The organism is Rhodococcus sp. C3V, from assembly GCF_029269915.1.
GTDB classification, from domain to species: Bacteria; Actinomycetota; Actinomycetes; order Mycobacteriales; family Mycobacteriaceae; genus Rhodococcus_F; species Rhodococcus_F qingshengii.
Genome location: NZ_JARJBE010000002.1, coordinates 506,533 through 522,439, shown reverse-complemented (window position 1 = coordinate 522,439; position 15,907 = coordinate 506,533). Strand labels below are relative to the sequence as shown.

13 protein-coding genes are annotated in these 15,907 nt (G+C 62.8%); 12 read left to right on the top strand and 1 reads right to left on the bottom strand.

Annotated features, from left to right (window positions below):
• The first annotated feature begins 111 nt into the window (after positions 1–111).
• The 6 genes from mtrA to secA all read left to right on the top strand — a co-directional run bounded on the left by mtrA (position 112) and on the right by secA (position 8,896).
• Complete coding sequence (gene mtrA / locus P3G66_RS07445; RefSeq protein WP_003941013.1) at positions 112–789, top strand: MtrAB system response regulator MtrA; 678 nt, start codon at positions 112–114, stop codon at positions 787–789.
• A complete protein-coding gene (gene mtrB / locus P3G66_RS07440) occupies positions 786–2,525 on the top strand; it encodes an MtrAB system histidine kinase MtrB (RefSeq protein WP_019747781.1) in 1,740 nt (579 codons plus the stop codon). Before mtrA ends, mtrB begins: the two co-directional genes overlap by 4 nt.
• Positions 2,522–4,300, top strand: coding sequence for an MtrAB system accessory lipoprotein LpqB (gene lpqB / locus P3G66_RS07435; RefSeq protein WP_003940768.1), 1,779 nt, complete (start codon positions 2,522–2,524; stop codon positions 4,298–4,300). The genes mtrB and lpqB overlap by 4 nt, the downstream gene beginning before the upstream one ends.
• 33 nt (positions 4,301–4,333) lie before the next feature.
• Positions 4,334–5,065 (top strand): ComF family protein, encoded by a 732-nt coding sequence (locus P3G66_RS07430; protein ID WP_003940811.1) that lies wholly within the window; start codon positions 4,334–4,336, stop codon positions 5,063–5,065.
• Positions 5,066–5,240: 175 nt separating this feature from the next.
• On the top strand, positions 5,241–5,921 hold the full coding sequence (gene raiA, locus P3G66_RS07425) for a ribosome-associated translation inhibitor RaiA (RefSeq protein ID WP_003940893.1): 681 nt from the start codon (positions 5,241–5,243) through the stop codon (positions 5,919–5,921).
• A gap of 131 nt (positions 5,922–6,052) precedes the next feature.
• Positions 6,053–8,896 carry a preprotein translocase subunit SecA gene (gene secA, locus P3G66_RS07420; RefSeq protein ID WP_050654900.1) on the top strand — a complete coding sequence of 948 codons (2,844 nt, stop codon included), beginning with the start codon at positions 6,053–6,055 and terminating at the stop codon, positions 8,894–8,896.
• Positions 8,897–8,932: 36 nt separating this feature from the next.
• Here secA and P3G66_RS07415 read toward each other — a convergent pair whose 3' ends face one another.
• Entirely contained in the window at positions 8,933–9,451 is a 519-nt protein-coding gene (locus P3G66_RS07415) for an Rv3235 family protein (RefSeq protein ID WP_232330014.1), read from the bottom strand.
• A gap of 130 nt (positions 9,452–9,581) precedes the next feature.
• On the opposite strand from P3G66_RS07415, the gene P3G66_RS07410 reads away from it, so the two are divergent.
• The 6 genes from P3G66_RS07410 (at position 9,582) to P3G66_RS07385 (ending at position 15,812) form a co-directional block, all read left to right on the top strand.
• Entirely contained in the window at positions 9,582–10,007 is a 426-nt protein-coding gene (locus P3G66_RS07410; RefSeq protein WP_003940859.1) for an HAD-IA family hydrolase, read from the top strand.
• Complete coding sequence (locus tag P3G66_RS07405) at positions 10,001–11,410, top strand: wax ester/triacylglycerol synthase family O-acyltransferase (RefSeq protein WP_007731194.1); 1,410 nt, start codon at positions 10,001–10,003, stop codon at positions 11,408–11,410. Before P3G66_RS07410 ends, P3G66_RS07405 begins: the two co-directional genes overlap by 7 nt.
• Positions 11,411–11,433: 23 nt before the next feature.
• The gene (locus P3G66_RS07400) at positions 11,434–11,934 is read left to right on the top strand and encodes a hypothetical protein (protein ID WP_030535010.1); all 501 of its coding nucleotides are present in this window, start codon (positions 11,434–11,436) and stop codon (positions 11,932–11,934) included.
• Positions 11,935–12,026: 92 nt separating this feature from the next.
• Positions 12,027–13,145 carry a ferredoxin reductase gene (locus P3G66_RS07395; RefSeq protein WP_003940928.1) on the top strand — a complete coding sequence of 373 codons (1,119 nt, stop codon included), beginning with the start codon at positions 12,027–12,029 and terminating at the stop codon, positions 13,143–13,145.
• A 24-nt stretch (positions 13,146–13,169) separates the two neighbouring features.
• Entirely contained in the window at positions 13,170–14,432 is a 1,263-nt protein-coding gene (locus P3G66_RS07390) for an acyl-CoA desaturase (RefSeq protein ID WP_003940901.1), read from the top strand.
• A 138-nt stretch (positions 14,433–14,570) separates the two neighbouring features.
• The gene (locus P3G66_RS07385; protein ID WP_003940700.1) at positions 14,571–15,812 is read left to right on the top strand and encodes a fatty acid desaturase; all 1,242 of its coding nucleotides are present in this window, start codon (positions 14,571–14,573) and stop codon (positions 15,810–15,812) included.
• The last annotated feature ends 95 nt before the right edge of the window (positions 15,813–15,907 follow it).

Below are 15,907 nucleotides of genomic sequence, written 5' to 3'. Positions count from 1 at the left end.
CACCCTTGCGGCCGGGATTCGAACTTTCCGGCACAGTAGAGGGAAAGACGCGGCACGCCGCACGGCCTCGTAACGGTCTGATTCATCGCTCCGAGATGCAACGATAGGGATATGAAACCAAGGATTCTGGTTGTCGACGACGACACGGCACTCGCCGAGATGCTCACGATCGTGCTGCGTGGTGAGGGTTTCGATCCCTACGTGGTAGGCGACGGAACCCTGGCGCTCGCGGCAGTGCGTGAGACCCGGCCCGACCTCGTCCTGCTCGATCTCATGCTTCCCGGAATGAACGGGATCGACGTATGCCGAGTTCTGCGTGCGGATTCCGGCGTGCCCATCGTGATGTTGACGGCCAAGACCGACACCGTCGACGTCGTGCTCGGCCTCGAATCCGGTGCGGACGACTACATCATGAAGCCGTTCAAGCCGAAGGAGCTGGTGGCGCGAGTGCGTGCTCGCCTGCGCCGTACGGAAGAGGAGCCGGCCGAACTGCTGAGCATCGCCGACATCGTGATCGACGTTCCGGCACACAAGGTCAGCCGCGGCAGCGAGCAGATCTCGCTCACACCACTCGAATTCGACCTGCTGGTCGCATTGGCGCGCAAGCCGCGCCAGGTGTTCACCCGTGAAGTCCTCCTCGAGCAGGTGTGGGGATACCGCCACGCCGCCGACACCCGCCTGGTGAACGTGCACGTTCAGCGTTTGCGCGCCAAGGTCGAAACTGATCCCGAGAATCCCGAAGTGGTTCTGACGGTCAGGGGGGTCGGCTACAAGGCCGGACCGCCGTGAGCGGAGTTTCCAGGTGGCGTCGTCGTCTCAACCGACGGCTGACGCCATTTCTGCGGTGGTGTCACTCGATGAGCAACACCCTCGCGCACACGTGGCGACGCTCGCTCCAATTGCGAGTGGTCGTCTCGACTTTGACGTTGTCCTTGATCGTCATCGTCATTCTCGGTGTCGTGCTGACCAGCCAGATCACCGATCGGCTGTTGGAAACGAAGATCACCGCGGCGACCGAGGAAATGGACCGAGCCCGCGGCATCGTCGAAGACCAACTCGCGGGCGTCGACGATTCGACGGCGCTCAACGTTCAATTGGAAAGCGCTGCATCCGGACTGACGAGCCGTCGAAACCAGACCTCGGGCCAGGCCTCCGGGTCGGCCGGCACCTTCGACCCGGTGCTCATCGTGCCAGGGGACGGGCCGCGCCAGCCGACGAGTTCGGGACCGGTCGATCAGATCCCCGACAACCTTCGCGAGTTCGTCAAACGCGGCCAGATCAGTTACCAATTCGCGACGGTGTCCAACCCGAACGGTTACTCCGGACCGGCGCTGATCATCGGTAGCCCCACCGCGTCGTCGATATCGGGACTCGAGCTGTATCTGATCTTCCCGCTCGCCAGCGAAGACCGAAGTCTGTCGCTTGTTCGAAGCACCCTGCTGATCGGTGGAGCCGTGTTGCTGGTGCTCTTGGCGGCGATTTCGCTGTTGGTTGCCAGACAGGTCGTGCTTCCCATCCGATCGGCCTCGCGAATCGCGGTGCGTTTCGCAGACGGCCGACTCAAGGAACGAATGCCGGTCCGCGGCGAGGACGACATGGCGCGCCTGGCCATGTCCTTCAACGAGATGGCCGAGAGTCTGTCCAAACAGATCACCCAGCTGGAGGAGTTCGGCAGCCTCCAGAAACGCTTCACCTCCGATGTCAGCCATGAACTCCGCACACCTCTGACCACGGTCCGGATGGCCGCCGACCTGATCTACGACGGCAGCGAGAACCTCGACCCGATGCTGCGTCGGTCGTCGGAACTGCTTGTCGCCGAACTGGACAGGTTCGAGGGGCTTCTGGCGGACCTCCTCGAGATCTCCCGTCACGACGCCGGTGTCGCGGAACTTGCGTCCGAACAACTCGACGTCCGTATGTGTGCGCGAGCGGCCGTTTCCACGGTTCGCCATCTCGCCCGCGAATCCGGCACCGAACTGATCGTGGACATGCCCGACGAGCCGGTCATGGCAGATGTCGATCCGCGCCGCGTCGAACGCATCCTGCGAAATCTCCTTGCCAACGCCATCGACCACGGTGAGGGGAAGCCGATTCTGCTTCGCCTTCGCGCCGACGACAATGCCCTCGCCTTCATCGTCCGCGACAGTGGCGTCGGGTTGCGTCCGGGCGAGGAGAAGTTGGTCTTCAACCGGTTCTGGCGATCGGACCCGTCCCGTGTGCGCCGCAGTGGTGGCACCGGACTCGGCCTCGCAATCAGTGTCGAGGACGCGAATCTGCACGACGGCAAGCTCGAGGCCTGGGGCGAACCGGGAGTCGGAGCCTGCTTCCGGCTGACGCTCTCGCGCACCCGTGGCAAGAAAGTCGTGTCGAGCCCACTGCCTCTCAAGCCGACGACCACAAAGTTCGTCCGCACGCCGAGCGAAGCCGACATCGTCGCCGATACCGTCGGCGAGGTCACGTCGTCCCTGCCGACTCCGCGCGAATCGGACTCGCGGAACGAGTCCAACGGTGGGGATCGATCATGATCGGAACCCGCCGCCGTCTGGCACTTCTCGCAACAACGCTCAGCGTGCTGTTGCTGACCGGCGCGTGCGCGAGTTTGCCGGAATCCTCCTCGCCGCAGGCAATCGGAACTCTGGCAACCGCTGTGCCCGGAACCTCCGTCGAATCACCGGCCTCGGGGCGAGAGCCGGACCTGCTGGTACGTGACTTCGTCAAGGCGAGTACCGATCCGTCCAACCGGCACGCCGCAGCCCGTCAGTACCTCACCAAGGACGCTTCGGCGCGTTGGGACGACGCGGCAAGTGCTGTCATCGTCGACAAGGTCGATGTGCTCTCGGTTTCTCGAACCAGCACCGAAGCCGTCTACACGATTCGTGTGAACAAGGTCGGTCGCCTCGACCCGGGAGGACTGTACGTTCCCGAAGAGGGCAGCTTCGAAGCGAGGATGACCCTGGCGTTGACCGACGGCGAATGGCGGATCAGTGATCTGCCTCCCGGCGTGATCATGGAGCGTCCGCAGTTCCTCGGCGCTTACCAGCGGAAGTCGTTGTTCTTCCTCGACCCCACCAGCCAGACGGTCGTCCCCGATCTTCGCTGGATCTCCGGCGGGCAGGACCAGGTGGCGGCTCAGCTGATCGGTCTGATGATCGACGGACCGAAGGCAGCGCTGGCGCCGGCTGTGCGAAACGAACTGGGCAATGGCGTGTCGGTGATCGGTCCGATCACCAAGGCCGACGGTAAGCCGGGACAGGTCGGAGTCGGTCTCGGTGGTGTGCGCATCAACTTCCGCCTTGACAACCCGATGGATGCTGCTACTCGCGGTTTGTTTGCAGCACAGGTCATTTGGACGCTCGCCAACGCCGATGTGGCAGGGCCGTACGTTCTGGAGATCGACGGCGAACCGCTGGACGCGGCTCATGCCGACGGCTGGACCACCGCCGACGTCGCATCCACCAACCCACTGGCCACCACGAGTGCAACCGTCGGACTGCATGCACTGCGCAACGGTTCACTGGTGAGTGTCACCGAGCAAGAGGCGACTCCGGTGCCCGGTTTCGCAGGCAATGCGGGCAACCTCACGGCGGCTGCTCTCTCACGGGACGGCAAGTTGGTGGCAGCCGTCGCGGACACCGCTCGGCCGGATCCCGGCACAAGATTCGACTTGTCGCTCGGGACATACGGCGAAGGGTCCGTTCCGGTACTCGAAGGCAGCGCCATCACCAGACCCTCGTGGGAGCTGGACAACAACGCGGTCTGGACGGCTGTGAACGGCAATACCGTCGTTCGGGTCGTCCGTGAACCAGGCACCGGCCGGGTGTCGGTCACCAACGTCGACGTCGGGGCCCTGACGTCGGTCGGTTCCACGATCTCGGAACTGCGTCTGTCGCGGGACGGCGTGCGAGCGGCGATGATCATCGACGGCAAGGTCTACCTGGCTGTGGTCGTGCGCACCGCCAGCGGGGTCTACGCCCTGACGAGTCCACGCGCAGTGGCGTCCGGCTTGGGCAGTACCGCGCTCTCACTCGACTGGAGCAACAGCGACACCATCGTGATCGCGCGCAGTGGAGCCGACATACCGGTCGTCCAGGTCGCGATCGACGGCTCACGAATGGACGCGCTGCCGAGTGGAAACCTGACCGCTCCCGTCACCTCCGTGGATGCATCGCCGACCACCGAGTACGTCGCCGACGCGCGTGCGGTGTTCCAACTGAACAACAACGACCCCGCCGGGGATCGCCGCTGGCGTGAGGTGACCGTGCTGACCGGACAGAAGGCGATTCCGGTTCTGCCTGGCTGACGCCTCTGCGCTCTGGTGAATGTCTGCGCTCTGATGCATGTCGGTGCTCAGGTTCATGATTCGGCCATGGGGGACAAGAAATTCGGTGCCGGTCTGCTCGACCTGCTGTTGCCACGCGAGTGTGGTGGGTGTGGCCGCTCGGGGACTCTGTGGTGCGGTGAGTGCGCGGAACTGCTGCGCGATCATCCGCTTCAACTGAGTCCGCGCGTGGATCCGGGCGTGCCCGTCTGGGCACTCGGCCGCTACGACGGCCCCAGGCGGCGCAGTGTGATCGAGATGAAGGAACGGGGTCGTCGGGACCTCGCGATGCCTCTGGGGATCGCTGTGGCCGACGCGTTGGCCACTCTGGAACGGTGGGGCGAGCTCGGCAGCGGGGGTCGTCCGCCGATCGTGCTGGTGCCGGCTCCCACGCGCGCCCGAGCGGCGCGATCTCGCGGGGGTGATCCGGTTCGCCGGATAGCCGAAAGTATGCGCGGAAAGCGGGAAATTGGTTCTGTCGCGGGTCGTCCGGTACGTGTCTGTCCGATTCTCCGGATGACGCGAGGTGTACGTGACTCGGTGGGACTGTCCGCGGCCGACCGGGTGACCAACGTGAACGGTCATGTGTCTCTCGACACCACTGCGATCTCTTCGATTGCCGGGGACAGTGACATCGTCCTGCTCGACGACGTCCTCACCACGGGAGCGACTGCGGCAGAGTCGGTTCGGGCCCTCTCGCTCAGTGGGATTCGGACAACTCTCGTGCTTGTCCTTGCAGGGGCTTAGATGAATTTCGTTGGAACAGTGGCACTCGCGCGCGTTACGTACTAGCGTCGGCGGCACACCCGAAAATACTGGTAGGAGGTGGTACTTCGATACTGGTGCCGGGCGGATCCCCTCTCGGTACTTGCAGAATTTGCCGCCGCCCACCGTGGGGCGGGGCCGTAATTGGGAGGTACGAGTGACGACCCCTTCGCAAGCCTCGTTTTTCATCGAGGACGCCACCATCGAGCGTTCCGAGAATGCCGCAGCTCCGAGATCCGACGTCGTAGTCAAGGGACGAAATGTCGAGATCCCCGATCACTTCCGAATCTACGTTTCGGAAAAGCTGGCGCGACTCGAACACTTCGACCCCTCCATATTCCACTTCGACGTGGAACTCCAACATGAACGCAACCGACGACAGGCCAAGAGTTGCCAGCGCGTCGAGATCACCGCTCGAGGTAAAGGCCCGGTGGCCCGAGCCGAAGCGTCCGCAGACAGCTTCTACGCCGCCTTCGAATCGGTGATCGACAAGCTCGAGAGTCGCCTCCGTCGAACCAAGGACCGCAAGAAGGTCCATTACGGCGACAAGCGACCGGTGTCCGTCGCGGAGGCAACCGCCTCCCTCGTCGACGCAGACTCACTCGGAGTCACACCGGACATTTCGCTGAACGGTCAAGAGCCGGACGAGTACGACGGCCCGGGACGCGTGGTCCGCACGAAGGATCACCCGGCCGAGCCGATGACCATCGACGACGCTCTCTACGAGATGGAACTGGTCGGACACGACTTCTTTCTCTTCCATGACAAGGAGTCGGACAAGCCGTCCGTCGTCTACCGTCGTCACGCTTTCGACTACGGATTGATCCGCCTGACATGACCCAATCGGTGGTGGGTTTGCTCGCTCGCCGCCGGTAGCGCCTACCATGGAATCCGGCCGGAGTTTTCGGACCCCGGCCGGATTTTCAGTGTGTGACCCCCTGTCGCCGAAGATTGAGGACGAAGAAGACTGTGCCGTCGCTGTCGCTATCGAAGCTGCTCCGTGTTGGTGAAGGTCGCATGGTCAAGCGGCTCAAGCACATCGCCGAGCATGTGGAATCTCTGTCGCCCGATGTCGAAGGCCTGACAGACGAGCAACTCAAAGCCAAGACCACCGAGTTCCGTGAGCGCTATGCCGCCGGGGAAACTCTCGACGAGTTGCTGCCCGAGGCTTTCTCCGTGGCCCGTGAGACGTCGTGGCGCGTGATCAATCAGAAGCACTTCCACGTGCAGATCATGGGTGGCGCGGCCCTGCACTTCGGCAACGTCGCCGAGATGAAGACCGGTGAGGGCAAGACTCTGACGTCGGTTCTTCCGGCTTATCTCAACGCGATCGCGGGTGACGGCGTCCACGTGGTCACCACCAACGACTACCTTGCCAAGCGCGACTCCGAGTGGATGGGCCGCGTTCACCGCGCCCTCGGCCTCGAGACCAGTGTGATTCTCTCGGGCATGACGCCGGCCGAGCGCCGCGTCGCCTACGCAGCCGACATCACGTACGGCACCAACAACGAGTTCGGCTTCGACTACCTGCGCGACAACATGACGCACTCGCTGGACGACCTGGTCCAGCGTGGCCATGCGTTTGCCATCGTGGACGAGGTCGACTCGATCCTCATCGACGAAGCCCGAACCCCGCTCATCATCTCGGGCCCGGCCGACGGCTCCAGCAAGTGGTACAGCGAGTTCGCGCGCATCGCGCCGCTGCTGAAGAAGGACGTTCACTACGAGGTCGACATCCGCAAGCGCACCATCGGTGTGCACGAGGCGGGCGTCGAACTGGTCGAGGACCAGCTCGGTATCGACAACCTGTACGAAGCCGCGAATTCGCCGCTGGTGAGCTACTTGAACAACGCGATCAAGGCCAAGGAGCTCTACACCAAGGACAAGGACTACATCGTCCGCGACGGTGAGGTCATCATCGTCGACGAGTTCACCGGCCGCGTGCTGGTCGGCCGCCGCTACAACGAGGGCATGCACCAGGCGATCGAGGCCAAGGAGAAGGTGGAGATCAAGGCGGAGAACCAGACCCTTGCCACCATCACCCTGCAGAACTACTTCCGTCTGTACGACAAGTTGTCGGGCATGACGGGTACCGCCGAGACGGAAGCTGCCGAGCTTCACCAGACTTACACGCTCGGTGTGATCCCGATCCCGACCAACCGTCCGATGGTCCGAGTCGACAACGGTGACCTCATCTACAAGACCGAGGAAGCCAAGTTCGACGCGGTGGTCGACGACGTCGTCGAGCGCCACGAGAACGGCCAGCCCGTCCTGATCGGTACCACCAGCGTCGAGCGCTCGGAGTATCTGTCCAAGCAGTTCACCAAGCGCGGCGTTGCCCACAACGTCCTCAACGCCAAGTTCCACGAGAAGGAAGCGACCATCATCGCCGAGGCCGGTCGCTCCGGCGCGGTCACCGTCGCGACCAACATGGCCGGCCGCGGTACCGACGTCGTGCTCGGTGGTAACCCGGACATCATCGCGGACATCGCGCTGCGCAAGAAGGGCCTCGACCCGGTCACGACGCCGGACGAGTACGAGGCAGCTTGGGACGCAGTCCTGGACGAGGTCAAGGCTGAGGTCAAGGCAGACGCCGAGAAGGTCCGCGATGCCGGCGGCCTGTACGTCCTGGGCACCGAGCGTCACGAATCGCGCCGAATCGACAACCAGTTGCGTGGTCGTTCCGGACGTCAGGGTGATCCCGGCGAATCGCGGTTCTACCTCTCGCTCGGTGACGAGCTCATGCGCCGTTTCAACGGTTCGGCACTCGAGTCGATCATGACGCGCCTGAACCTGCCCGACGACGTCCCGATCGAAGCCAAAATGGTCTCGAAGGCCATCAAGAGCGCTCAGACCCAGGTGGAGCAGCAGAACTTCGAAATTCGCAAGAATGTCCTCAAGTACGACGAGGTCATGAACCAGCAGCGAACGGTCATCTACAAGGAGCGCCGCCAGATCCTCGAGGGTGAGGACATGGAAGGCCAGGTCGAGCAGATGATCACTGACGTGGTCACCGCCTACGTCGACGGTGCCACCGCCGAGGGATACGTCGAGGACTGGGATCTCGAGCAGCTGTGGACTGCGCTGAAGACGCTGTACCCGGTCGGCATCGATCACAAGACGTTGGCAGGGGAGGACGGCGCAGGCATCAACAGTGACCTGAGCCGTGACGACCTGCGAACCGCTTTGCTCGAAGACGCCCACGCGGCGTACAAGAAGCGCGAAGCCGAGATCGATGCGATCGCCGGCGAAAACGGTATGCGTGAACTCGAGCGTCGTGTCTTCCTCTCGGTCCTGGACCGTAAGTGGCGTGAGCATCTCTACGAGATGGATTACCTCAAGGAGGGAATCGGTCTGCGTGCGATGGCCCAGCGCGATCCGCTGGTCGAGTACCAGCGCGAGGGTTACGACATGTTCATCGGCATGCTCGACGGATTGAAGGAAGAGTCCGTCGGATTCCTCTTCAACCTGCAGGTCGAGGCAGCTCCGGCGCAGCCCGCAAGTGGAATTTCCGTCACCGCGGGCTCTGCCGCCGCGGCGTCCGCCACGGCGCCCAAGCCGCTCCCCACGCAGGAGGCTGCGGCCAGGACAGCCGGAACTGCCGCCCCGACGGCGTTGCGCGCCAAGGGACTTGACGACGAAGGTCCGTCGCGTCTGACGTACACCGGCCCGGACGAGGACGGCAAGGCAAAGGCAACACGTGACTCGGCTGCCGACACCGGCGACGGTGCCGCCTCTCGTCGCGAACGTCGTGAAGCCGCACGGACGCAGTCGAAGAGCAATCGAGCTCCGAAGTCCAAGCGCAAGCGCTGAGGTATTAGCGCAGTCAGTACTCGGCAGGCTGGACGGTCACACCACGTGTAGTGCGGTGACCGTCCAGCCTGTTTCGTCTGTGTGGTCGATCCGGCCTGCGACGGCAAAAGTCTGCGTGCCTCGTGTGTACGTCGCACAGACTTCGGCGGTACTCTCCGACACTGCTTGAACGTGGGTGCGGTGAACGGCCGCGCCGCCCAGCTTCCGGGCCGAGAAATCCGAAGTGTAAAGTCTCGCAACAACTTCCAGGACGGACGGCGTCAACACGCCCTTGAGTTGCCGTGGATTTCGTCGTCGGTCGACGGTTTCGAGAACCAGACGTAGTGATCGGTTCCAGAAGATGTCGGCACCTACCAGCCGCGGTTCCGGAGCGTGAGTGAACCCGGTACTGGGCGACGTTCCGTTGTGTGGCGTCTTTCGCGGGCGACGCAGCATCCGGTCTGTTCGGCACTGCGTTCGGTCTGGCCGGCACTGTGGCTGAGACAGCACGACGGTATGCGGGTGAGGCTCGAATTGCGGCGCCGGCTCGAGAACGATCTTGCAGTCCTGCTCCATGACATCCCCCCGGATGATCCTGCGTCCGAGACAGCTGTCTCGGACTTCGCTCCCCCGAGCGATGGTGAGAAGCATGACACGAATCGCTCGAGATGTCGCCGTGATCACCATCGCGACTTAGGGTGATGGCGTGCGGGGACTTCTGTTGGATGTCGGTGGCGTGCTGTTCGGTCCGGGATCGGATCTCGACGGCTTGAGCGCGGTCGTGCGCGCGGTGAAGGCCCGCGGAATCGTGACGGGAATCGTCAGCAACGATCCCGGCGGCGCCAGTGCTCAGTGGTTGCGGGATCTCGGCGACGGGGTCTTGGTCGACGACGTGATCTTGTCCGGTGATGTCGAGATGGCAAAGCCCGACGCCGAGATCTATCTGTTGGCAGCGAGTCGTTTGGGCGTCGAGCCGGAGGATTTCGTTTTCGTGGATGATCTCGAAATCAACGTCCGGGCGGCTGTGGCCGTCGGGATGGTCGGGGTCCATCACGTCGGCTCGGAATCGACCATCGAGGAGTTGTCGATTCTGTTCGATCTCGGCGAAGGAGGGGACACGAAGCCATGGTGAACAGACTGACGACTCAGGATGCCGCTTTCTACTTCCTCGAAGCCGGGACGACGCCGATGCATGTCGGCTCGTTGGGGATCTTCAGGCAACTGCGAAACGGGATCGATCACGAGGAGTTGCTTCGACTTGTCGAAGAGCGGCTCGGATCGGTTCCGCGGTACCGACAGAGAGTTCGCGAGGTGGCGTTCGGTCTGGCCCGCCCCGTCTGGGTGGACGACTCGGATTTCGACATCACCTATCACGTACGCCGATCTGCTCTGCCCAAACCAGGTTCCGACGAACAGCTGATGGATCTGATCGCGCGGCTGACGTCGAGACCACTCGACAGCACGAGGCCGTTGTGGGAGATGTACCTGGTCGAGGGGCTGACCAGAAACAGATTTGCCATCTTCACGAAGTCTCATTCGTCGTTGGTGGACGGCGAGGCGGCTCCAGAGATCAGTCAGGTGATCTTCGATCCGGAGAAGAATCGAGCGCCAGGCCCCGAAGAATTGTGGATGCCCGCCAGGCCGCCGAGCGATACCAGCTTGTTGGTCAGTGCACTGGCGGATCTCGTAACGAGCCCGGGGGAGGGGATCGCACGGGCGCGTGCAGCGTTCAACGACGTGACCACATCCGTCACCGAGGCTGTGAGTGCACTCGGGAAACTCGCGGAAGTGGTTCGAACGGCGACGCAGGTAGCCCCGTCGAGCCCGCTCAACGCCACCATTTCGCGCAATCGACGCCTTGCGGTGGCCAAGACGTCTCTGGAGGACTATCGACGTATTCGCGCGCGGTACGGGTGCGAGATCAACGACGTGATTCTGACCGTCATCGCAGGTGCGATGCGGAACTGGTTGCTCTCGCGCGGTGAACCGGTGACCGAGGCGACCATCGTGCGAGCGATGGTGCCCATGTCGGTCTACACCGACGGCCCGGAGAGTCCTGACGTCGACGATCCGCAAGCGCCCGGACATGTTTCCTCGTTCCTCATCGACCTGCCTGTCGGTGAACCCAACGCGGTGGTTCGGCTCTCGCACGTGGCCCATGCGACGGAGGCATTCGCGCGTCAGGGTCGGCGGGTCACCGCGCAGACGATGGTGCGAATGTCCGGGTTTGCGCCGGCGACGCTGCATGCGATGAGCTCCCGCGCGGCCAGTAGTCTGTCGCAGCGAATGTTCAACTTGATGATCACCAATGCGCCAGGGCCGCAATTTCCGCTTTACCTCGGTGGTGCTCGGATGCTCGAGATGTATCCCGTGTCGCCACTGCTCAAGAATCAGACACTCAGCATCGCCCTGACGTCGTACGACGGAAATGTCTACTACGGTTTGAATGCCGACCGTGACGCGATGTCGGACGTCGACGTCGTTCGTTCGCTGATCTTCGAGTCACTCGAGGAATTGACGGATGCGAGTCGGTGACGAACGAGCATGAAGGTGGTCTCATGAGGGTGTACGTACCGGCGACGGTCGAGATTTTGCAGCAGTTGGTCGCAGATCAGGAGTTCGACCCGATGAGCCGGACGGCTTTTGCGGTCACCCCGACTCTGCGTGAGTCGTACGCGGCGGGGGACGACGACGAGTTGGCCGAGGTCGCCATGGGTGAGGCTGCGCGTGCGTCGCTGCGGCTGATCGCCGGAACCGAGGGTGACGTCACCTTCCGGCGTGCTGTCGTTGCCGCCGACGTCGACGATGCCGATGTGAAGTTACGGCCCGATCTCGACGATTCGGTAGTCCGATTGGCGGGTCCTGTCACGATGGCTCAGGTTGCATCTGTGCATGTCGACCTCGAACAGGCAGAATCGGACATCGAGCGCGCTGCTGGCATAGTCGACGCGGCGGATCTCGGTGACGCCGATGCCGAGTTCACGCTCGGTGACGCGGAGGACCACGAGTTGGCGTGGTACGCCGCGCAGGAGTTGCCGTTCTTGCTCGACCTGCTGTGAATGTGCTTACCGTGAAGTAACCTACGGTACCGTAACCTGATAACCTACGGTACCGTAGGCAGTGGGTTCGGAAGGTGAGAGGTGGAGGTCTGATGGGTCTGAAGGACTGGATCGAGGCACCGGCAGCGTCGGTAGTTCCGGCAGCGCGGTCGAAGCTCAATCTGCTTCGCGGTGCGGCGGCTCGGCTGACCACACCATTGCTTCCCGACGACTATCTTCACCTCGCGAATCCGTTGTGGTCCGCGCGCGAGCTGCGTGGTCAGATCGTCGAAGTCCGGCCCGAGACCACGGACTCGGCGACCATCGTCATCAAGCCGGGTTGGGGATTCGACTTCAACTACCAGCCGGGGCAGTACATCGGCATCGGTCTGCATATCGACGGCCGCTGGCATTGGCGGTCGTACTCACTTACCTCGCCTCCCAACTGGGAGAACAAGCGCATTTCCATCGCGGTCAAGGCCATGCCCGAGGGCTTTCTCTCGAGCCACCTCGTCAGCGGGGCCGTGCCGTCGGGAACCATCGTTCGACTGGCCACGCCTTCGGGCAACTTCGCGTTGCCGGATCCGCCACCGGAGAAGATCCTGTTCATCACCGCCGGCAGTGGCATCACTCCGGTCATGGGCATGTTGCGGACGATGAACCGGCGCGGTCAATTGCCCGACGTCATGCACATCCACTCGGCTCCGACGGAATCCGACGTGATGTTCGCCGACGAACTCACAGCACTGCACGCCGAGCACGAGGACTTCGTGAGCCACGTTCAACTCACGCGCCGTGACGGAAAGTTCAAACTCAGTTCTCTCGACACGGTCTGCCCCGACTGGCGCGAGCGCCACACCTGGGCGTGCGGGCCCCTCCCGTTGCTCGACGAGCTCGAAGACGTCTGGAAGGCGGAAGGCATCGAGGATCGACTCCACATGGAGCGGTTCGCCGTATCGCGCATCGACGCTTCGGCCGACGGTGGCACGGTCACGTTCGAGAAGTCGGGTAAGACGATCACCGTCGACGGTGCGACAACGCTTCTGGAGGCAGGCGAGCAGTCCGGTGCCTTGATGCCGTTCGGTTGCCGCATGGGCATCTGCCAGACGTGTGTCGTACCTCTCGTTGCCGGCCACGCGATCGATCTACGCTCGGGGAAACAGCACGCGGAGGGCGAGCGCATCCAGACGTGCATCTCCGCCGCCGCCGGCGACTGTACGCTGGACGCATAGCTTCTAGGCACACGGAGGACCACGGTGGCCATCACCGATATCAAAGAGTTTTCGCACCTCACCGAGGCCGATGTCGAAGCTCTCGGACGTGAACTCGATCAGATTCGACTCGACATCGAAGACTCTCGTGGGATCCGGGACGCCCGCTACATTCGTCGCGTCATTCGCGTCCAGCGGGCGTTGGAGCTCGGCGGGCGTATCGCACTGTTCGGCAGTCGGTACCGACCGGCATGGTTGGTCGGCACGACCCTGCTGAGCCTGTCGAAGATCATCGAGAACATGGAGCTCGGGCATAACGTCATGCACGGGCAATGGGACTGGATGAACGATCCCGAGATTCACTCCGTCTCGTGGGAGTGGGATCAAACCGGTCCTTCCGAGCATTGGAAGCGCGCCCACAACTACCAGCACCACACGTACACCAACGTCGTCGGTATGGACGAGGATCTCGGTTTCGGGATTCTGCGTATGACTCGTGACGAGCCGTGGAAGCCGATCAACCTCTTCCAGCCGATCGCCAACGTGATCTTGGCGGCCACGTTCGAGTGGGGCATCGCGCTGCACGACCTCACGGCGGCAGCCGAGTTGGAGGGCGCGGAAAAGGGGCAGCTGAACTCGCAGGCGAACAAAGACTTCGCGCGCAAGATCTTTCGTCAGGTGGGCAAGGACTTCATCTTGTTCCCGGCGCTGACGGGGCCGGCGTGGAAGTCGACCATGTCGGCCAATGCGACCGCGAACCTCGTGCGCAACCTGTGGGCGTACGTCGTCATCTTCTGTGGCCACTTCCCGGACGGTGCCGAGAAGTTCACGGTTGCCGAATTCGAGCAGGAGACTCGTCACGAGTGGTACCTGCGCCAGATGCTCGGTAGCGCGAACTTCAATTCCGGCAAGCTCATGGGACTCATGAGCGGCAATCTGAGCTACCAGATCGAGCATCACGTGTTTCCCGATCTGCCGAGCAACCGCTATCCCGAAATCGCTGTGAAGATGCGTGCATTGTGCGAGAAGTTCGATCTCCCGTACACCACCGGTTCGCTCTTCAAGCAGTATCTTCTGGCTCTGCGCACCATCCACAAGTTGGCTTTGCCGGACAAGTGGCTGACCGCAACCTCGGACAATGCTCCGGAAACGTCTTCGGAACTGCGGTTCCGCGACTCGGGATTCCGGGACGCAGCCATGGCGATGGTCGAGGACCTTCGTACCGATCCGATCACCGGTAAGCGTCTCGGTTTGTTGACCGCACTCAAGTCACAGGCCCGTTCCCGCATGCCGAAGCGTCGGAAGTGATATAGGTTACATCGGGAAAAACCTAACCTACGGTGCCGTAAGTTACGCTACAGTAGGTGCAGTTGATCTGAACGATTCGAATCGATGATCGTTCTGCACTTACTACTTTGCGCCTAACTCACTGCTAGGAGGCTTTCCATGGCGATTGCAGATGTCAAGGAATACGCACATCTCACGGACGCCGACATCGAAGCGCTCGGCCGCGAACTCGACGCGATTCGTCGCGACATCGAGGAGTCGCGCGGCGAGAAGGATGCGCGATACGTGCGCAACGTCATTCGTCTGCAGCGTTCGCTCGAAATCGGCGGCCGCGCAGTGCTTTTCGCCAGCCGTCGTCGTCCGGCGTGGCTCGCCGGAGTTGGCCTGCTGACGCTCTCGAAGATCATCGAGAACATGGAACTCGGGCACAACGTGATGCACGGGCAGTGGGACTGGATGAACGACCCGGAGATTCACTCCACCTCGTGGGAGTGGGACGTCACCGGCCCGTCTGCGCATTGGAAGCAGACCCACAACTACCTGCATCACAAGTACACCAACGTCCTCGGAATGGACGACGACGTCGGATACGGACTCCTCCGCGTCACCCGCGATCAGCGCTGGAAGCCCTTCAACGCCGGCAACCTGGTCTACAACACGCTGCTCGCGCTGTTCTTCGAGTACGGCATCGCCGCTCAGCACCTCGAGCTCGGCAAGGTGGCCAAGGGCCGCGCCGACAAGGAAGAGACGCAGCGCAAGCTCCGTGAGGTCGGCGAGAAGATCGGCAAGCAGGTCCTGCGCGACTACGTCATCTACCCGGCCATCACCGGCCCGGCGTGGAAGAGCACTTTGTCGGCCAACTTCACCGCCAACACTCTGCGGAACGTGTGGACCAACGCGGTCATCTTCTGCGGCCACTTCCCGGACGGTGCCGAGAAGTTCACCAAGGAAGACATCGACAAGGAAACGCAGGCTCAGTGGTACCTGCGTCAGATGCTCGGCAGCGCCAACATCGAGGGCAGCGCGCTCATGGACTTCATGACGGGCAACCTGAGCTACCAGATCGAGCACCACCTGTTCCCCGATCTGCCCAGCAACCGCTACAAGGACATCGCGGTCACGGTGCGTCAGCTCGCGGACAAGTACGACTTGCCGTACACGACGGGCCCGCTTGCCGTGCAGTACGCCAAGTCCTGGCGCACCATCGCCAAGCTGTCGCTGCCCAACAAGTACCTCAAGGACACCGTCGACAATGCGCCCGAGACGGCGTCGGAGCGGATGTTCGACGGCGAACTGACCTCGACTGTCGATCCCGTGACCGGGCGTCGCAGTGGCCTCAAGAGCGCCATCGCACGTAAGCGCAAGAGCGGAAAGCTGCGCAGCCTCCTCGGCCTGCGCTGATCGTCGACTGCGCTGACCGTAGACAGCAAGCGGCCCGACACCATTCGATGGTGTCGGGCCGCTTTGCTGTTCTCGCCCGGAACGTCGCTCGGGGG